This window comes from Peribacillus sp. B65 (assembly GCF_058513295.1).
Genome location: NZ_CP195840.1, coordinates 2296516 through 2316644 on the forward strand (window position 1 = coordinate 2296516; position 20129 = coordinate 2316644).

Consider the following 20129-nt stretch of genomic DNA (forward strand, 5'->3'; position numbering starts at 1 on the left):
AAATCCTTGCAAAAATCTACAAGGAGGAGATGCTTACCCTTTTTCAAGTAAGTAGCTCGATGATAATAAATCTTATAAATTATATTAGAAAAATAACTAAAGTACAATAGCATGAAAAATTTTAAGGTACAGGTTTTCTCGAAAATAGATAATGATATACTAACAAATAGCTTAGACTAAGGATAATGACATGAAGTGAACGAAGCTGTTACCATTAAAGTGGATTTATCAGTCAATTAAATGAAGAAATTCAGAAAGTAGGCCCATACATGACAGAATTCATCGACCTTGGCGTCAGCCCGGCGATTAATAAAATATTAAAGCAAATAGGAATATCCGCCCCTACCCCGATTCAGGAGAAATCGATACCAGATATCCTTGCTGGAAGGGATGTCATCGCGAAGGCGCAGACGGGAACGGGGAAGACTTTGGCATTTTTGCTGCCAATCTTGGAAAAGGTCGATCCCGCCGCATCCCACATACAATCATTGATCGTCACGCCAACCAGGGAATTGGCTTTGCAAATAACTGCTGAATTGAAAAAATTCGCTGATGAAATCGAGGGACTTCAAGTGCTTGCAGTTTATGGCGGACAGGATGTCGAGCAGCAAATGAAAAAGCTGACAAGAAACATCTCCGTGGTGGTCGCCACGCCAGGAAGGTTATTAGATCATTTACGAAGAGGCACCATTGATCTCTCACAAACTCAAACACTTGTGCTTGATGAAGCTGATCAAATGCTTCATATTGGGTTTTTACCAGAAGTGGAAGAGATCATGGGACAGCTTCCAGATGAGCGCCAAACGCTGCTCTTTTCAGCAACGATGCCTGAACAGGTGCATCAATTGGCAAAACGCTACATGACTAAACCATTAACTGCCGCTGTGAAGGCAGAGCAAGTAACGGTCGAGAAAATCAGGCAGCTTGTCATCGAGACGACCGATCGTGCCAAACAATCTTCATTAATCAACATGATCAAAGAAGAACAGCCATACCTTGCGATCATATTTTGCCGTACAAAACGGCGTGTTTCGGTTTTGAATGATGCCCTGAAGGCAGCTGGATTCAATTCTGAAGAGCTTCATGGTGACCTTTCACAGGCAAAGCGGGAACGTGTGATGAAAAACTTCAGAGACGCAAAGCTTCAATATTTAGTGGCAACGGACGTTGCTGCACGAGGGCTTGATGTAGAAGGCGTGACCCATGTGTTTAATTATGATGTTCCCGAGGATGCAGAAAGTTACATCCACCGAATTGGCCGGACGGGCAGAGCGGGTGAGAACGGCTTGGCTGTAACCTTCATAGCAACGAAGGATCTTCAGCTTTTAAGCGATATTGAAAAAGGGATATCCATGAAAATCGAAAGAAGGACGATTGAAGGAGTGAAAATGTTCCAACCCGATGAGGTGAGGCAAAAAAGGAAGCGTCATGATGACTCTTCCGATGAGGGTACCCGCCGCCCGCGTTCGGGAGGGGGAAGGAAACATCGGGAACGGATAGATACGAGAGGACCGAATCGGGGCAGTCACCGTTCTGTAAATCAAGCGGACAATCGTGAAGCCGAGAGGGAGAAACCACGTGGAGGCCGGATGGAAAACAGCCGCGGGCCTATACGTGAGGATTCACGGGGAGTTCGTTCGGAAAACGGCCGCGGACCTATACGTGAGGATTCACGGGGAGGCCGTTCGGAAAACAGCCGTGGACCAAGGCGAGAGAATCCGCGGAGTGGCCGCTCGGAAGACAGCCGTGGACAAAAGCGTGACAATCCACGAGGAGGTCAAAGAGACAGCCGTAGATCAACTAGTACACAAGGGGCGAGTAATCGCAGAGGTGGATCTGGCAGCAGCCCCAATAGAGGGAGAAACCGGTAAAAGGGGGAGACGGGAGTGAACAAGCCTTGGTTGGCAGAATATCCAGTTTCTCTGGATCTGGCAGGGAAATTGATCATGCTGCAGTTTCCGGAAATTGAGTTGAAAGAGATCAAGCAACTTGGGGAGGGTTTCGATAACACGGTCATACAAATCAATGGGCAATTTGTATTCCGTTTTCCCCGCCGCCCTATTGCAGTTACGTTGATTCAAGTGGAAAATCAGCTTTTGCCTTCCATTGCAGGCACTTTTCCGCTTGCTATCCCTGAACCAATCTTTTTTGGGAAACCAAGCACTTTGTATCCTTATCCTTTTACCGGTTATAAAATGGTGAAGGGACACTTGCCTGTAGAAGGAACAAAAGCAAATAAGGTCGAATCGGCAAAAAGATTTGCCCGCTTTTTGAAGGTTCTTCACAGTTTCCCTGTCGAAAGGGCTATGCGTTTGGGTGTGCAGCCTGATGGGATGATGAGGCTTGATGTACCCTATCGAAAGAAATCACTTATGGAAAATGTCTCGAATCTAATAAACCTAGGATACTTTGAACATGCGCATGCAGTTAAGGATTTTGTAGAAACCTTAGGTGAATTGGACGTTCAGCATCCGATTTCACTCGTTCACGGAGACATTCATATCCGGAATGTTTTACTTGATGACGAAGGCGTTCTCGCAGGTGTTATTGATTGGGGAGATGTTCATATCGGGAATCCAGCCATTGATTTCTCCTTTTTATACAGTTATTTCCCAAAAGAGGTGCGCAGGGTTTTTTTTGAAATCTATGGTGAAATCGAAAAGGAAACAGAGAGCCTAGCCCGGTTCAGAGCCATATATATGCTTGTTACATTACTCGTTTATGGCATAGATCGCCACGATGAAGAGCTGATTGCCATTACGAGTACCGGTTTGGAATTTGCTATAGAAGAATAATTGTCATGCTCTTTTGATGTTTAGGAGGTACATATGAAGGCAAGTTATTATCAAACAATCACATTAATGGCGAACATATTGGATCAAGCTAATATTCCCTACCAATATTCAGGTCGATCTGCTCTTTTCGTACAAGGAGTGGATATCGATGATTATAAGAAAATCGACATGGATGTACAATGGGATGTCTTTAATGAGGCTTTGGATCTTTTTTCCGAATACGCGCCAACAAAGCCTGAAAGAAGTCCTGAGACTGCATTCTTTCTAATGGATGTCGAGGGGATTTCTGTCACTGTTCGCTGCCGGTTTAACACGACCATTAAAACGGACCCTTATCGTTTATCCATAAAGATGGGGGATATGGAGGTTTGGTGCAGGTCGTTATACAGTTATTTATACGAAGAAGAAATGAGAAAGTTCAGTGCCGAGATTCATGCTTACTTATCAGCAGAGCAGAAGGGGTTCACAGCGGAAAATGAACAGGCGTGGAACCAGAATAATTATTTAGCGCTTGTCAATCGTTATGGAGATCCCGTTGAATTGGCATCAAAAATCAAACAGAACCCAAAATGGAGACTGCACCCTTTTTATAAATATATGGGGGAAATATCCGGCAAAAAAATCACTCATTTGATGGGATCGAACGGTGTCAAAGCAGTTGCCCTTGCCATGTTGGGAGCTGAAGTGAAAGTTGTTGATTTTTCCCAGGAAAATGCAATGTTTGCAAATGAGCTGGCAAGTGGTGCCAATGCCTCCATCGAGTATATCGTTTCGGATGTCCTTTCACTATCATCCGAGCATGTATCAGGGAATCAGGATTTGGTTTTAATGGAGCTCGGTGTGCTTCACTACTTAATAGATCTGCAGCCGTTATTTGAAAAAATTAAAATGATGCTGAAACCTGGAGGCCGATTCGTACTGCATGAATTTCACCCGATTTCAACAAAGCTCATTACTTCAAATGGTAAAAAACACAAAGTCACAGGCAACTATTTCGCTCCGGCAATCGAAAACAATGAGGTTGCTTTTTCGAAGCATATGCCGGATGAGGAAAAAGGGAGCCTTTCAAGAGTTGTACAGCGTAAATGGACAATCGGGGAACTTATAACGTCAATAGGTCAATCAGGGCTGGTTATTAAAGTACTCGAGGAAGAACCGAATCATAAAATCCATGATATTGGGCTTCCAAAAACATATACCTTGGTGGCGGAACGTGTTTAAGCTGCATGATGAGGAAATGAAAGCTGACTGAAGGAGCCCTTTCAGTCAGCTTTTTATTTATTCCATAATAAAGGGGATGCCGCGTTCCGCGACATCCCCGAAAAAATTAATTTTGTGCCGACCATTCCTCTACATCCCATACCTTGGTTACCCAATCTTCATAGAAATCAGGTTCATGGCATACAAGGACAATCGTTCCTTTATACTCTTTCAATGCACGTTTCAGTTCTTCTTTTGCAACGACATCCAAATGGTTCGTCGGTTCATCGAATAACAGCCAATTGCTTTCGGTAAGCATGAGTTTACATAGGCGCACTTTAGCTTGTTCTCCACCGCTTAGATGGCTCATCGGACGTGTAATGTGCTCATTTTTCAAACCGACACGGGCAAGAATCGCACGTACCTGCGGTTGGTCCAGATGCGGAAATGCATTCCATACTTCATCGATCGGCGTCGTATCGCCTGCTTTCACTTCTTGTTCAAAATACGAAGAAAAAAGGAAATCGCCAAGTGATCTTTTACCGCCTAGAGGATCGATTTTACCCAAAATCGTTTTTAATAGAGTGGATTTACCAACTCCGTTACAGCCGACCACGGCAATTTTTTCTCCCCGCTCGATGGTCATGGACAACTTCGGAAGCAATGGGCGGTCATATCCGATTTCCAGATCTTCACCTTCAAAGACATAACGGCTGCTCGCACGTGACTCTTTAAAGTCAAAGGTAGGTTTCATTGCAGTTTCCGGACGATCGATGCGTTCCATGCGATTCAATTGCTTTTGACGGCTCTTTGCCCGTCCGGTCGTTGAATAGCGTGCTTTATTCTTTGCAATGAAATCTTCTTGCTTTTTAATGAATTCGCGCTGTTTTTCATAGGCATTAATATGTTGGTTTTTATTCAATTCAGCCAGCTCAAGGAATTTTTCATAAGTTGCCGTGTAACGGGTCAATTTAGAAAATTCAAGATGGAAGATGACGTCGACGACGCCGTTCATGAACTCGGTATCATGCGAAATTAATAAGAATGCATTAGGATATTCCTTTAAGTAGCTGCTCAGCCAGCGGATATGCTCCACATCCAAGTAGTTCGTCGGTTCATCAAGGAGCAGTACTTCAGGCTGTTCCAAAAGTAGCTTGGCTAGTAAAACCTTTGTCCGTTGTCCGCCGCTTAGGGCAGAGACATCACGGTCCAAACCGATTGCATCCAACCCTAAACCGCGTGCCGCTTCTTCAATTTTAATATCCAGATTGTAAAAACCGCCGGCTTCCAGCTTGTCCTGGATTTCACCCATTTGTTCCAAGAGTTCTTCAAGTTCCTCCGGAGTGGCAGTACCCATTTTCTCTGTAACTTCATTCAGTGCTTTTTCCTGCTCGAATAAAGGTAGGTATGCATCCCGTAAGACGTCGCGAATCGATTTACCCTTTGAAAGTATCGTATGTTGATCAAGATAGCCATATTCGACACCAGGTGTCCATTCGACCCGGCCATCATCATGGATAAGTTGCCCTGTAATGATATTCATCATCGTTGATTTCCCGACACCATTTGCCCCGACCAGACCAACATGTTCGCCGGCCATCAGGCGGAACGAGACATCCTTGAATAAGGTACGGTCGCCAAAGCTGTGTGCTAATTTATCTATAGAAAGTAAGCTCATTTTATATTGAACCTCCCAATTAATTTGAAAAAATCCCTACGTTTCATCATACTAAAATCTGCACGGGAATGCTATCTAATCTATTAATTTACATATATGTGGGTACAGGGAGCCCCTCGAAGGGTAATCCTTAATGTGAACCAATGGATCCAATGCCATGCCGTGCATTATCGCCCTGTCTTAAATTATATGAGATAATAGAGGAACCAGTTTAAAAGCGAAAGGATGTTATTATGAGTAAAACAGTCGTACTGGCCGAGAAACCTTCGGTCGGCAGAGATATAGCAAAAGTACTGAATTGCGGGAAAAAGGGTAATGGCTTTTTTGAAGGCGATCAGTATATCGTCACTTGGGCACTAGGTCATTTGGTCACCCATGCAGATCCGGAATCTTATGATGAAAAATATAAAACTTGGCGCCTTGAGGACCTGCCCATGCTGCCGCCTGCTTTGAAATTGGTCGTGATCAAGCAATCAGGCAAACAATTTCAATCGGTTAAAACACAATTAAATCGCAATGATGTCAAGGATGTCATCATTGCAACGGATGCAGGCCGTGAAGGGGAACTTGTTGCACGCTGGATTCTCGAAAAAGCGAATGTGAAGAAGCCGGTCAAACGGCTTTGGATTTCCTCTGTAACGGATAAAGCGATCAAAGATGGATTCAAAAATCTGAAGGATGGCAAGGAGTATGAAAACCTATTTGCCTCTGCTGTAGCAAGGGCGGAAGCGGACTGGATCGTTGGGATGAACGCGACACGTGCCCTAACAACGAAGCATAATGCCCAGTTATCCTGCGGGAGGGTCCAAACGCCGACACTTGCGATGATTGCAAAAAAAGAAGAAGAAATAAAACAGTTCCAGCCTAATAAATTTTATGGCGTTTCGGCAATTGCAGAATCCAATTTGCGCCTGATCTGGCAAGATGCCCAATCAAAAGATATCCGCACATTCGATAAAACCAAGGCAGAAGAGGTTCTTGCAGCCGTTAAGGGGAAAAGTGCAGAAGTGGTTGAAGTGAACAAGGCACATAAGAAAAGTTTTGCCCCTTCATTATATGATCTAACAGAACTTCAACGGGACGCCAATAAGAAATTCGGCTATTCGGCGAAAGAGACGTTATCGATCATGCAGCGCTTATATGAAAGCCATAAGGTCTTGACTTATCCAAGGACGGATTCACGCTTTTTATCAACGGATTTGGTTGATACGCTAAAAGAAAGATTACAGGCTGTAAGCATTAAACCATATGCCCAGTATGCATCTAGGATTCTGCGCAGCCCGATTAAAACCAATAAATCGTTCGTGGACGATAGCAAGGTTTCTGATCACCATGCAATCATCCCCACTGAGCAAACGCCGCTGCCGGGAAAACTGAGCGACAAAGAATTGAAAATCTATGATTTGGTCGTTAAAAGGTTCCTTGCTGTATTGATGCCTCCTTTTGAATATGAACAAACGACCATCACCGCAAAAATGGGGCAGGAAACGTTCATGGCAAAAGGGAAGGTCGTCCTGAAATCAGGATGGAAGGAAGTCTATGATCACCAATTCGATGAGGAAGAAGCTAAGGATGGCCTTGCTGAGCAACTTCTTCCGAATGTTCAAAAAGGTGACAGTTTAACCATTTCGACTGTGAAACAAACAGAGGGTGAAACGAAACCGCCGGAACCATTCAATGAAGGGTCGCTTCTTTCGGCGATGGAGAATCCTGCACGTTTCATGGCAGGGGAAAGCAAAGAGCTCATCAAGACTCTTGGTGAAACTGGCGGGATTGGAACTGTGGCAACGCGGGCTGACGTTATTGAAAAATTGTTCAATAGCTTCCTGATCGAGAAGAGAGGAAAGGGCCTTCATGTTACCTCGAAAGGAAAACAACTTCTTCAATTGGCACCTGAAGACTTGCGATCTCCAGCTTTGACAGCCCAATGGGAGCAAAAGTTAACTGCGATAGCAAAAGGGAAGCTTCCAAAACAGGCCTTCATCGGCGATATGCGCGCTTATGCCAAAAATATCGTTTTTGAAATCAAAAATAGTGACCAAAAATTCAAGCATGATAACGTGTCAGGAACGAAATGCCCTGATTGCGGCAAGCTGATGCTAGAAGTGAATAGTAAAAAGGGTAAAATGCTCGTCTGCCAAGATCGTGAATGCGGCCACAAAAAAAGTGTTTCACGTGTAACAAATGCCAGATGCCCACAATGTCACAAAAAGATGGAAATGCGCGGTCAAGGAGAAGCACAGACATTCACCTGTAAATGCGGTTTTCACGAAAAGCTTTCTTCTTACAATAAACGAAGAGGGCAAAATAAAAATCAAAAAGTATCCAAAAATGAAGTATCCAATTATATGAAAAAGCAAAATAAAGAAGAGCCGATCAATACTGCATTCGCGGATGCCTTGGCAAAACTGAAATTCGATAAATAAAGGAAAGAGTCCTTCACTTTTAGTTCCAAGGTGAAGGGCTCTTTTTTATGGAGTTAATTGCATGGAGCAGGTATGGGGAAATTTCCTTGTCGGCAGGCCCGTCTTTCCAGACAACAAGGTTGCAGCTTTATGAACGCAAAATTGGTATAAAAGAAAAAGACGGCAGAAAGGGATGGAGCGCTCGCTCCATCCCTTTCCATATATCCTGCATCTGTTAAATTTCATTCAGTACGGTGCCATGTAATTCATATTCAAGTGTTTTGTCAGTGTGTGTGTGTTTATCCGAATCTACTCGTATGAGCGTACTGAATGGCTTCTGATCACCCGGACTGAAAATTGCTTCATCATTCTCTGGATTCCATAGGCTGTAAATACTCATGATCGTATCCTCCTCCTTTGGATGAGAAGACTAGTAATTCCCATATTTGATTATCATCCATCTCTTCAATTGACTCTAACGCTGATCACCGGGACTAAACACCGCTGCGTCATTCTCTTTGTTCCATTGGCTTCTGATTGTACTCATCATGCACTATCATCTCCTTTGGTGAGAATGTCTTACAGTATTCATATACCCGGATGGGACAGGATAAAACATATATTTTTAAAAAAACATGATTATGTTTCTGAATAACAAGTTGTAACATGCCGAGTTTGCGTCTGCTTCCAAATATCCATAATGCCCCATGGTGGACTGACGTTTTTTCATAAAGTAAAGTTCTGCTGTAGGCTTCGTGCCCAGGCAACGACATTTTCTGTAAGGGGCCTTGGTTGAAAAGTTGGAAAAAAATCCGTACTTGTGAAAATTAAAGAACCTTTTCTACTATGTTGACAAATCATTATTGTAAAGTGATATAATTTTAAATTGTATGCATGACAAAAGGTAGGAGATAGAATCAAATGAATCAAAAATTAATTAATACTGAGAGTAAGTTCAGACCCGAAATCGAAGGGTTACGTGTTGTTGCCGCACTGCTGGTGGCGGTTTATCATATATGGCTTAATCGTGTTTCTGGCGGGGTTGATGTCTTCTTTGTAATTTCAGGTTTTCTTATTACTACTTCAATTGTTTCCACAATTAATCGAACAGGGGAATTTCGTTTTCTTCCATATGTCACCAAATTAATGAAAAGATTACTTCCTTCTGTATTTTTTATTCTTGCAATTGTTCTGGTTTTAAGTTGGTTTTTATTACCTAAATCAATTTTAGATAAAACTATACATGAAGTATTTGCCTCCATGTTTTTCTATCAAAACTGGCAACTTGCTTTTTCGAGCACGGATTATTTAGATTCCAGTCAAATGAAAACACCTGTTGAACACTTTTGGGCTTTGTCTATACAGGGACAATTTTATATAATTTGGTTTTTATTATTCACTTTGATTTTATTTTTAATAAAAAAATATAAATTAACTAAAGTTAAAACATTAATTAATACGATTTTAGGAATATTATTTGTTTCTTCTTTTATATATTCCATATATTTAACCTCTGTCAATCAGCCATGGGCTTATTTCATAACGATGACACGTGTGTGGGAATTTGCTTTAGGCAGTTTGCTCTGTATCAATTTATCATCAATTAAGGTAAATAAATATATAGCAACAGTGATAGGGTGGCTTGGATTAATCGGTTTAATTTTAACGGGAATAGTTTTCAATGTATCTGAAATGTTTCCGGGTTATATTGCCTTATGGCCAATGACCTGCGCATTATTCATTGTTTTGTCTGGTACACGCGATACAAAATATGGTGTCAAACGCTTTTTAGGTTCACCTGTAATGGTGAAGCTAGGTGGAATCGCTTTTGGTATCTACTTGTGGCATTGGGTATTATTGGAGTTCTATCGTTATAATGTCCAAGAAACTCCAGGATTCATCGTCGGAACTCTTATTATCATTTCATCAATTGCCCTTTCTTTTTTAATGACTCGATATATAGAAGAACCAATCCGAAGCTCAAAGGACAACAAATTCTCATTCAAGAGACTCGGGATAATGGGCAGTGTGAATGTACTCTTGATTGCATCGCTTTTAATTGGAGTATATATAGATAAAAATAGGCTGGAAAATAATATAAACGATAAAAATTATCCAGGAGCGTTAGCGGTAAAAAACCCTGATGATATACCTGATCAGGAACCAATTCCATCATATTCTGAAGTCTTTGATGATTTACCACAATCGCATTTGGACGGCAGTAACCAAGGGTTGAAGGAAAGTGACTTGAAAATTGGGGAATATGGCGAAACTGAAAATTACGATGCTACAATTGCCCTGATCGGCAGTTCCCATTCAGAGCATTGGTTAGGTGCCATATTAAAAGCTACAAAAGATGATAATTATCGTGTATTGAATATGACCCGTTCAGGTACACGTTTTTCAACAGGTTATACGGATGATGATTTGAAAGGTATCTGGGTCAATAATGTTCTCGATTATCTAAAGGATGCAGATGTAGATCTTGTCATTTCTCACGCCACAGCTTCTGATACGCCCAATAATAAAATACAACAACAGATGGTTGATCAGCTGCAGTATGTTAAAGATGAATATGGTATTGAAGTGTTAGCGGTTCGTGATGATCCAAGATATAGTTTTAATGTACTGGAATCATTAGAAACACATGGAATAGAAGAAACAACAAAAAAAATGAATTCAGTAGATAATCAGAAAGACGAAAGCTTTTGGAGACAATTTGAAAAAGAGAATAAATCATTGCATAAAATTGACTTAACAGATTACTTTAAAGTGAACGGTGAATTTCAGCCCATTATTGGTAATGTTATAATTTACCGGGACAATAGACATTTAACGAATACTTATTCTGAAAGTTTCGGACCTATTTTTGATGAAAAAATCAACGAGATAGGCTTAGATAGAAAGTAAGTATAGCTAAAGGGAGTTTTGTTTGGGTCTATTGGTTATCTTTATATGAAAAATCTGAGTTCTGTGTTTTACAGGGCTCGGATTTTTTTTTTATGAACTTGTCTAACCGCCCCATAAATCACAGAAAAAACCCTGTTACTACGCGGAAGAACCGCATTGTAACAGGGTTTTTAGTTAGCGTCCCAGATAGGAATCGAACCTACGACCTACAGCTTAGGAGGCTGTCGCTCTATCCTGCTGAGCTACTGGGACATATAAAAAAGTCGACGACTTATTTATTATATTTCTTATAGGCAAACTTTTCAAGCTAATAGCACATACTTATTAAAAAAAATCCTCATAAATGCTTAACAGGTCACTAAGCTCTCATCTTTCCCTTTTTTTCATTTAATGGAATACTTTATTAATCACTAGTTTTCTGGTACTATTTTACTATAAAAAAATTAGGAGAATGATAGTGGGGAAATATAGAGTATTAAGGATGGTTGCATTGCTGGGGATTTTGATTTTACCTGCATGCTCACAAGAGATTTTAGAAGGTATAGGCACAAAGACAGCTGCACCGATTGCGGAAGATGACATCGAAGTGGTCGAAGCGGCGGATAATGGGGCAGGGCAGGAATTGGAGGGCCAGATCGATACGGGAGACTGGATAACGGCCGAGCCCGCCGTCCAGCTTCCAATCTTGATGTATCACAGCATTTCTGAAGGTAATCGCCTTCGGGTTCCAAGTGAGGAATTCCGGTCACAGATGGCTTGGCTTCGGGAGAATGGCTACTATACATTATCTCCTGAAGAGGCATTCCTCGTTTTAACCGAGAATCGGATGCCAAGTGAGAAGTGTGTCTGGCTTACTTTTGATGATGGCTATACAGATAACTTCACGGAGGCTTTCCCGATATTAAAAGAAAATGATATGAAAGCAACTGTCTTCATGATCGGGAAGTCCATTGATAAAGGTCATCACCTGACTGAAAATCAAATGATGGAGATGAGCAGGAATGGGATTTCGATCGAAAGCCATACTATCAACCATTTGGAGCTGAACCGCATGACGGCAGAGCAGCAAGAGGCTGAAATGGTCCAGTCTAAGAAGCTATTCGACCGTATTCTCGACCAGGACACGACAGTGCTTTCCTATCCGGTTGGCCGGTATAACGAAGAGACTCTCAGGCTGTCAGATGAAGCCGGATACAAGATGGCAGTCACTACCGAACCTGGGGGAGCTTCAAGGGAACAAGGGATGCATGCCCTGCATCGAGTTCGGATTTCACCCGGTTTATCAGTCGATGGGTTTGCGTCATTGATTGAAAATGCTTCAAATCATTGAGCGTGGAAGGGTCATTTCGAACCTGTTCAGAAAAATCATATAATAATCGATTCTTACATGGTGTATAATGAAGGCAATGAAAATTATATACATATGAACGATTTGGTGTCGTAATGACTTAAAAGGGAAGCTGGTGAAATGCCAGCGCGGTCCCGCCACTGTATATGGGAGCTGACGGCTGTGTACCACTGTATGAAATATGGGAAGGTGCCGTCGACGATGACCATGAGCCAGGAGACCTGCCAAAACTCGTACACCTGTAACCTACGCGGATGGGAAGGTGTGTGGCAGACCCTAAGAAGTCCGTAGTGATATTGTTGCCATACAAGCACCTTCCGTTTAACGGGAGGTGCTTTTTGTTTTGGGGGCATCTTCCGGGATTATTGGGTGAAAGAAATTAAATAAAAAGATTGTGGGGAATGAAAATGAAGAAAATTTTTGGTCTGATATTGTTGATGTTGCTTACTGCAGGCATGATGGTCGGCTGCGGTGGAGCTACTGATGAAGGAAAAGAAAAGCAGCAAACGAAACATGCTCAACACGAAGCTTTCCCGATTACGATTAAAGATGCAACTGGGGAAAAAGTAACGATAGAAGAAAAACCGAAGAAAATCGTTTCGTTAATACCAAGTAATACGGAAGTGGTCTTTGCACTTGGTTTGGGTAAAAAGGTCATTGGTGTTTCCGATAATGATAATTACCCGGAAGAAACGAAAGAAATTGAAAAAGTTGGTGGAATGGAAATGAACACGGAGCTGATTGTCTCCATGAAGCCTGACCTTGTTCTTGCCCATGCATCAAGTGCCCATAATTCGAATGAGGGTTTACAGCAGCTTAAGGATGCTGGAATAGATGTCCTCGTAGTCAATGATGCACAAAGCTTTGACCAAGTCTATGAGTCTATTGAAATGATTGGACAGGCAACGGGTGAACATGACAAGGCAAACGAAATCGTTGCGGATATGAAAACGAAGCTTAAGGATATCGAGGAAAAAGCCAAATCCGTAAAGGAAGAGGATAGGAAGACCGTTTTAGTGGAAGTTTCGCCTTCACCGGAAATATACACACCGGGAAAAAATACTTTCATGAATGAGATGCTTACTATTATTTCAGCGGATAATGCTGCTGCTGACTTGGACGGTTGGGCAAAGATTGATGAAGAGTCGATGATTGCTGCAAATCCTGATGTCATCATTACAACTTATGGTTATTATACGAAAGATTCAGCAAATGAAGTGAAGGGCCGAAAAGGATGGCAAGACGTAAATGCTGTTAAGAATGGCCAAGTCTTTGATGTCCATTCTGACTTGGTGACCCGTTCCGGTCCACGCTTGATAGAGGGAGTAGAGGAACTTGCCAAATCAGTCTATCCGAACCAATTTAACAACTAAATGGACGTTTGCCTATTTGATTGCGTTTTTAATTTTGTTATTCGCAATGACGGTAGGCATTTCCTTTGGTTCGGTGTCAGTACCGATTCCCGTACTTTTACAAATAATCGGCAAGGAGATCTTTCATTTGCCGATTTCCGCTGATCCGGATGTGATGCTGACGAATATCGTGATGAACATCCGCTTGCCGCGTGTGTTGCTTGCGGGGTTGGTCGGGGCATCGCTGGCGATTGCGGGTGCGGCATTTCAGGGGCTGCTCCGGAACCCGCTCGCTGATCCTTACACATTAGGTATTTCATCAGGAGCATCGGTCGGCGCCGTATTGACAATATTCTTGAATATATCACTGCCGTTCATCGGTTTATACACTCTTCCGGCATTGAGCATTTTATGCTCAGTGCTCACGATGCTCTGCGTATTGACTTTTGCAAAAAAAATGGATCGATCGATGAAAGTGGAAACGATCATTTTAACGGGAATCATTTTCAGCTCGTTTTTAAGTGCCTTCATTTCATTGATGATTGCGCTGACGGGTGATGAATTAAGACAAATCATCGGCTGGCTGATGGGAAGCGTTTCAATGCGCGGATGGAATTATATTGCAATCATTTTGCCGTTTTTTATCATTGGTTCGTTGATCTTGATCATGAATACAAGCGAATTGAATGCGATGACTTTCGGGGAAGACCGGGCAAAACACTTAGGTGTGAATGTTAAGCGGCGGAAAATGTGGATCTTGATAGCCGGTTCGACATTGACAGGGGCAGCGGTAGCCGTTTCAGGGGCGATTGGCTTTGTAGGATTGGTCATTCCTCATTTTGTCCGAAAGATATGGGGACCTGATCATAAACATTTGCTTCCGCTGTCATTGCTGATAGGAAGCGGATTTTTAATTTTGGCAGACTTTGTAGCACGGACGGTCATTGCCCCATCGGAACTGCCGATCGGGGTTATCACCTCACTTATCGGGGCACCTGCATTTGCGCTGATTTTATTAAAGAGACGGAGAGAAGGGTAAAAACGAATGCTTGAAGTTAAAGGGTTAACAGGTGGATATGACAACAAAGCTGTTTTGGACTCTGTCTCTTTTGATGTACATAAAGGAGAATTATTCGGGATTCTTGGGCCTAATGGCAGCGGAAAAACGACGCTCTTAGGTATGCTTAGCGGGGTGCTCGATTATAAGGGCGGAAGCGTACGGATAAGAGGTAGGGATTTGAAGGATTATTCGTCCAAACAACTTGCACAGGTCATTGCTGTGCTCCCTCAACATTCCTCATTAGCTTTCTCCTATACAGTAAAAGAGACGGTCTCGCTTGGGCGATATGCCCATCAATCAGGTTGGTTCCATAGTTGGTCCGCAGATGATGAAGCGATTGTCCAACGGGTTATGGAACAAACGGGCGTAGCCGATTTTCCAGATCTGCATTTTGAACGATTATCAGGAGGGGAGAGGCAGCGGGTCCTGCTGGCACAGGCACTTGCCCAAGAACCCGAAATCCTTTTTTTGGATGAACCTACGAATCACTTGGATCTTTCCTATCAAAAAGACCTTCTTGATTTAATGAGGAAAATGGCAAAAGAGCAGAACTTGACCGTTATTTCAATTTTCCATGACCTGAATTTGGCTGGGTTATATTGTGATCGGCTGATGTTGCTTGAGAAAGGGAAAATTCAGGTTGTTGATGTGCCGAATGAAGTGCTTCAACAGGAACGGATTCAGGGTGTATATCATACGACGATCGAAAAACATCCACATCCCGCCCTTCCGAAACCGCAGATGTTCATCGTTCCGGAAAAGCATGGCCATGATACTATTCCATTGGAAATTGATGAATCCTATCTGACAGTCGGACCTGAGATGATTCAATTGGATTCGCCGATCCCGCTTAGAACGATGTCTTCCGGAGTGACTGGTTCGGGGACGGGCTGGCATAAATATTTTGTGAATAGGCACGTACATCATGGCTATGACTGCGAGGATCATCATGTTGAAATGGCCGAGTATTTAAAGGCTCATGGTTTTGAACCTCAGGAGACGGTAGGGATGATGACAGCTGTCTTTCTCGATACGGTTGCTTTCAAGCTTTTAAGAGCTGAAGATTTCTCTGTTTTCATTATCGTGACGGCTGGTGTAGGAAATGCCATCGACGCTTCCTTAGCTGACCGGCACTCTTGGAGTTCCGCTCCGGGAACGATAAATACATGGATATTCGTAAATGGTCATTTGGCAGAAGAGGCTTTCATCCACAGCATAGTTACTGCTACCGAGGCAAAAGTAAAAGCCCTTCATGATTTGCATGTACTGGATAAGCTGACAAATACATGTGCAACAGGAACGTCGACTGACAGCATTTTAATTGCGGCTGCGCAAAGAGGGGCAAAGCTTCAATATGCAGGCACCATTACTCCGTTAGGGAAGCTGATCAGTCGCGGTGTATATGATTGTACAGTGGAAGCATTAAAGAATAATCGGAAACGGATTGAGGATTTATGATCTATCATCATCTTTTTGCGGTTACGCTGGCATTTTTCCTTGATCTATTAATCGGTGATCCGCCAAATTGGCCGCATCCAGTCAAATGGATAGGAACGATGATAAGCAAGCTGGATCTGGCATTCAATAAAGGGGCATATAAGAAACGGAATGGACTCTTCATGTTGATCATCGTCTTATCGGCGGTGTTATTGATTACGGGTCTTACCGTCTATTTGGCTTATCTAATCCATCCGCTTGCAGGTATCCTTTGGGAAGCTGCTGTCATTTCTACTACGATAGCTCAGAAGGGCTTGAAGCAAGCTGGGATGGATGTTTGCCTTCCGCTTAATGAACGCGATTTTCCTGAAGCGAGACTAAAGCTTTCCTATATCGTGGGCCGTGATACGGCTGATCTTGATGAATCCGAAGTCGTCAGGGGCACCGTGGAAACTGTAGCGGAAAATACCAGCGATGGGATTACAGCCCCGATGTTTTGGGCAGCTATTGGCGGTGCGCCGCTCGCTATGGTGTATAGGGCGATTAATACATGCGATTCCATGGTAGGGTACAAAAATGATAAATATGGGCAATTCGGCTGGGCTTCAGCCAAGCTCGATGATATCGTGAATTGGATTCCCAGCCGCCTCACCGGTTTCCTGATGTTACTGAGCTCAAAGTCCCGCTATCATGGATTTGGTGCTAGATGGAAGATATTATTCAATGACGCAAAAAAACATCCAAGCCCGAATAGCGGGTGGTGTGAAGCAGGCGTTGCTGCGATTTTGGGAATACAGCTTGGAGGCCGTAATATGTACAAAGGAATTGTTTCCGACCGTGCGAGGATGGGAGTTCCGCTTGTTCGATTGGAAGCAAAACATATACCAAAAACGATTACCATCATGCATCGGTCATCTTTTCTATTTCTGCTGATGCTATGGCTAGGGGGGCTTATTCTTGACATTACCTTCTCATGGCTCTAATCCTCATTATCTTTATGAAGCGCTGAAAATCGAGATGCCTGAAGGGGTTCTCGACTTCAGTGCTAACATCAACCCATTGGGTCCGCCTTTACGCATAAAGGAACAGTGGGCTGGATTTTTCGAAGGAATCCTTCAATACCCAGATCCGCATGCCATTGAACTGACAAAATCCATTGCAAAAAAAGAAGCTCTTCCTGAGCAATCCGTTTTGGTGGGGAACGGTGGTGCTGAAATAATCATGCTGGTAGCCAACGGATTAGCCAATCAAAGGGTGCTGATCATTCAGCCGGCATTTGCGGAATATGCTGAAGCTTGTTTGGCAGCAGGATGTAAGGTCGATTTTCACCAGCTTGATGCTCCTGAGTGGCAATTGGACTTGGAGCGATTGATTCCCCGATTACCCGAATATGATGCAATTTTCTTATGTACGCCTAATAATCCGACGGGTGTTTCATTTAATCGGGATGCAGTCAGGGAATTGATCATGGAATGCCAAAAAGCGGATTGCCTGGTTGTATTGGATGAGGCTTTTTATGATTTTACGGAAGATGCCTTTAGTTATGCTTCTTTAATCAATGCATTTCCACATTTACTCATTCTAAGATCAATGACTAAAATCTTTGCAATCCCGGGTTTAAGACTAGGCTACTTGCTTGCGGCGCCTGACATCATAAAACGCGTAAGAAACTATAAGCCGCATTGGAGCGTCAACCACGTGGCGCTTGAAGTGGGGAAAATCTGTCTTGCGGAAGAAGCCTATATGAGAAAAACAAGAGACTATATTGCATGGCAAAAGCAAAAACTATTCCGGTTTTATGAGGAGCAAGGGTTGAATGTCTCTGCTAGCACAGTCAATTTTTATTTGGTGAAGGATGAATCTCTATCCCTTTTCCCCTTTTTGCTGAAAAAAGGAATCGTACCGCGCCATACCAATAATTTTCCGGGTTTGGACGGAGTGTGGCTTCGGTTTGCAGTGAAGAGTGAACATGATAACGAAGCACTGATGGAGGGGGTAAGACAGTGGAGAAAGCAAGGCTCTGTTTTATAACCGGGGGTGTCCGTTCAGGAAAAAGCAGCTTCGCAGAAAGAAAAGCCTTGGAGTATGCACTCCAGATGGATGGGAACTTGCATTACCTCGCCTGTGGCCGAGTCAGTGACGCTGAGATGGGTGAACGCATCCTTAGGCACCGGAAAGATAGGGAAAGCAGCCCGATTGCGTGGAAGACCTCCGAATACGCAACGGATATTACAAGAATAGGGGCGGATATTGATCAGGATTCCATAATTCTGCTCGATTGTCTGACAACCCTGCTTGATAACGAGCTATTCGGCCCTGGCATTCCGCTTGAAGAAGAATTCTTAAATAGCGTTTTTTCAAAAATAATAACCGGAATCAATGAGATTAGAAAACAATCCAATTGTTTAATAGTCGTGAGCAATGAATTGGTGCAGGAGCCGATTTTCCAGGATGATTTCCTCCATTTATACGGAAAAACACTGGGCCTGCTTCATCAAACGATCGTCGGGCAGGCCGATGAAGCCTATCTTGTCGAAGCGGGAATTCCATTGCGGAAGAAAGGGGGCATGCAGGAATGAGCGGAGTGGTCGGATTTTTAATTAACCTGCAGTTCTTTACGGTCTTTCCAATAAAGAAGCAGCTTCCGATGGAGAAGAAATATATTCACCGTGCCATTCAAACCTTTCCATTAGTAGGTCTTTTGCTAGGCTTGATATTGGGCGGTGTTTTGTATGCACTAGTGGAATGGACCCCATTGTCATCGCTTGCGATTGCCTTTTTCCTCTGGTTTTTGACGATGGCATTAACGGGTGGTTTGCATCTTGATGGCTGGATCGATGCAAGTGATGCTTTTTTTTCCTATCAGGATAAAGAGCGGCGTTTGGAAATCATGAAGGATTCCAGGACAGGTGCCTTCGGTGTCATCTCCGTCATAGTCCTATTGGCCGCCCGGTTTCTATTTATCTATGAAATTGTCGAAAGGATAAATGAATGGACATACTTCTTGATCATAGCCCTTCCGCTCTTAAGTAAATGTGTGATGGGTTATTTACTCATCCGGATGCCGCTGGCTAAAAAAGAGGGGCTCGGCGCTTTTTTTCAAAGTGCAGTAACGAAAAGCAGTTTGCCCATTTATTGGCTATATCTCCTTGTAAGTCTGGCGATTGCCTGGACAATCGATTTTAAGCTTGTCACCTTATTTTTCATCATGTGCCTGGCTGCAATGATTTTCCTGGTTTATATAAAACGTAAAGTCATCAGTTGGTTCGGTGGGATAACGGGGGATGTGCTGGGGGCGTCCATGGAAGGGGTTGAGCTTTGGTTATGGTTGATATTGTGGCTATTACACTACTTCGCCATGGGCTGACAGTAGCAAATGAGCGAAGGGCCTATTTAGGCTGGACGGATTCTCCATTAAGTACCGAAGGAGAAAAGGAAATATTGGACTTAAGGGGTTCTTACCCACAGTATGAAAAAATTCACAGCAGCGATTTGCCCCGCTGTGTGGAAACTGCACGACTTCTGTTTCCAGATGCAGTTCCGATCAAAAACCCTTCGTTCCGTGAGATGAACTTCGGCTATTGGGAAGGACGGACGTATCATGAGTTGAAGGCAGATGGAGATTATCTTAATTGGCTGGAACGTCCCATGGAGGCACTGGTGCCTGGGGGTGAAAGTTATCCGGCATTTTCCGAGCGTGTTAATAAGGGCTGGAACGAATTGATTGCCTGTAAGGAGAGCCGGTTTGCCATATTGACGCATGGAGGGGTAATCCGTGATTTATTGGTTCGCTATGCCCCGCAGGAGAAGTCTTTTTTTGATTGGAGGATTTCCCATGGCAGGGGATATGAGCTGATATGGGAAGACCGGAACAGCTTAAGGAGGGGAGAACGCTGCACTTTGTTACAGGAGGCGCCTATAATGGCAAAACTAAATGGGTAAAG

The 20129-nt window shown here is 43.2% G+C and carries 16 protein-coding genes, 1 tRNA gene and 1 riboswitch; of the genes, 14 read left to right on the top strand and 3 right to left on the bottom strand.

Features of this window, described 5'->3' with window-relative positions; all coding sequences use genetic code 11:
- Nucleotides 1–269 precede the first annotated feature (269 nt).
- Genes ACSR9O_RS11250 through ACSR9O_RS11260 form a run of 3 tightly spaced genes read left to right on the top strand, consistent with a single transcriptional unit; the run spans nt 270 to nt 4016 of the window.
- Nucleotides 270–1871: a DEAD/DEAH box helicase gene (locus tag ACSR9O_RS11250; RefSeq protein WP_491724410.1), complete on the top strand. Its 1602-nt coding sequence runs from the start codon at nt 270–272 to the stop codon at nt 1869–1871.
- Nucleotides 1872–1886: 15 nt separating this feature from the next.
- Complete coding sequence (locus ACSR9O_RS11255; protein WP_260358815.1) at nt 1887–2795, top strand: phosphotransferase; 909 nt, start codon at nt 1887–1889, stop codon at nt 2793–2795.
- Nucleotides 2796–2828: 33 nt separating this feature from the next.
- Complete coding sequence (locus ACSR9O_RS11260; RefSeq protein WP_260358814.1) at nt 2829–4016, top strand: class I SAM-dependent methyltransferase; 1188 nt, start codon at nt 2829–2831, stop codon at nt 4014–4016.
- 106 nt (nt 4017–4122) lie between these two features.
- On the opposite strand, the gene ACSR9O_RS11265 is transcribed toward ACSR9O_RS11260, so the two are convergent.
- On the bottom strand, nt 4123–5673 hold the full coding sequence (locus ACSR9O_RS11265) for an ABC-F family ATP-binding cassette domain-containing protein (protein WP_034316019.1): 1551 nt from the start codon (nt 5671–5673) through the stop codon (nt 4123–4125).
- Between the two features lie 233 nt (nt 5674–5906).
- Here ACSR9O_RS11265 and ACSR9O_RS11270 point away from each other — a divergent pair, with 233 nt between their 5' ends.
- On the top strand, nt 5907–8099 hold the full coding sequence (locus ACSR9O_RS11270) for a DNA topoisomerase III (protein ID WP_491724411.1): 2193 nt from the start codon (nt 5907–5909) through the stop codon (nt 8097–8099).
- Nucleotides 8100–8313: 214 nt separating this feature from the next.
- Here the strand turns inward: ACSR9O_RS11270 and ACSR9O_RS11275 are convergent, their stop codons facing one another.
- Nucleotides 8314–8478, bottom strand: a complete 165-nt coding sequence (locus tag ACSR9O_RS11275; protein ID WP_156404392.1) for a hypothetical protein — start codon at nt 8476–8478, stop codon at nt 8314–8316.
- 521 nt (nt 8479–8999) lie between these two features.
- Between ACSR9O_RS11275 and ACSR9O_RS11280 the strand changes: the two genes are divergently transcribed.
- Nucleotides 9000–10988, top strand: coding sequence for an acyltransferase family protein (locus tag ACSR9O_RS11280; RefSeq protein ID WP_101223907.1), 1989 nt, complete (start codon nt 9000–9002; stop codon nt 10986–10988).
- A 178-nt stretch (nt 10989–11166) separates the two neighbouring features.
- Here the strand turns inward: ACSR9O_RS11280 and ACSR9O_RS11285 are convergent.
- Nucleotides 11167–11240 (bottom strand) — tRNA-Arg (locus ACSR9O_RS11285).
- A 229-nt stretch (nt 11241–11469) separates the two neighbouring features.
- Between ACSR9O_RS11285 and ACSR9O_RS11290 the strand changes: the two genes are divergently transcribed.
- The 9 genes from ACSR9O_RS11290 (at nt 11470) to ACSR9O_RS11330 (ending at nt 20127) form a co-directional block, all read left to right on the top strand.
- Nucleotides 11470–12318, top strand: a complete 849-nt coding sequence (locus tag ACSR9O_RS11290; RefSeq protein ID WP_452444719.1) for a polysaccharide deacetylase family protein — start codon at nt 11470–11472, stop codon at nt 12316–12318.
- 86 nt (nt 12319–12404) lie between these two features.
- Nucleotides 12405–12579, top strand: a riboswitch (cobalamin riboswitch).
- A 164-nt stretch (nt 12580–12743) separates the two neighbouring features.
- The gene (locus ACSR9O_RS11295) at nt 12744–13709 is read left to right on the top strand and encodes an ABC transporter substrate-binding protein (RefSeq protein ID WP_491724412.1); all 966 of its coding nucleotides are present in this window, start codon (nt 12744–12746) and stop codon (nt 13707–13709) included.
- The gene (locus tag ACSR9O_RS11300; RefSeq protein ID WP_402943207.1) at nt 13672–14727 is read left to right on the top strand and encodes a FecCD family ABC transporter permease; all 1056 of its coding nucleotides are present in this window, start codon (nt 13672–13674) and stop codon (nt 14725–14727) included. The genes ACSR9O_RS11295 and ACSR9O_RS11300 overlap by 38 nt, the downstream gene beginning before the upstream one ends.
- A 6-nt stretch (nt 14728–14733) precedes the next feature.
- Nucleotides 14734–16206: a heme ABC transporter ATP-binding protein gene (locus ACSR9O_RS11305; protein ID WP_491724413.1), complete on the top strand. Its 1473-nt coding sequence runs from the start codon at nt 14734–14736 to the stop codon at nt 16204–16206.
- A complete protein-coding gene (gene cbiB / locus ACSR9O_RS11310) occupies nt 16203–17168 on the top strand; it encodes an adenosylcobinamide-phosphate synthase CbiB (RefSeq protein WP_260358809.1) in 966 nt (321 codons plus the stop codon). Before ACSR9O_RS11305 ends, cbiB begins: the two co-directional genes overlap by 4 nt.
- Nucleotides 17143–18216 carry a threonine-phosphate decarboxylase CobD gene (cobD, locus tag ACSR9O_RS11315; RefSeq protein ID WP_101223894.1) on the top strand — a complete coding sequence of 358 codons (1074 nt, stop codon included), beginning with the start codon at nt 17143–17145 and terminating at the stop codon, nt 18214–18216. The genes cbiB and cobD overlap by 26 nt, the downstream gene beginning before the upstream one ends.
- Nucleotides 18189–18764: a bifunctional adenosylcobinamide kinase/adenosylcobinamide-phosphate guanylyltransferase gene (locus ACSR9O_RS11320; RefSeq protein WP_491724414.1), complete on the top strand. Its 576-nt coding sequence runs from the start codon at nt 18189–18191 to the stop codon at nt 18762–18764. Before cobD ends, ACSR9O_RS11320 begins: the two co-directional genes overlap by 28 nt.
- Nucleotides 18761–19552 (top strand): adenosylcobinamide-GDP ribazoletransferase, encoded by a 792-nt coding sequence (gene cobS / locus ACSR9O_RS11325; RefSeq protein ID WP_491724415.1) that lies wholly within the window; start codon nt 18761–18763, stop codon nt 19550–19552. Before ACSR9O_RS11320 ends, cobS begins: the two co-directional genes overlap by 4 nt.
- Nucleotides 19522–20127 (top strand): histidine phosphatase family protein, encoded by a 606-nt coding sequence (locus ACSR9O_RS11330; protein ID WP_491724416.1) that lies wholly within the window; start codon nt 19522–19524, stop codon nt 20125–20127. The genes cobS and ACSR9O_RS11330 overlap by 31 nt, the downstream gene beginning before the upstream one ends.
- Nucleotides 20128–20129 lie beyond the last annotated feature (2 nt).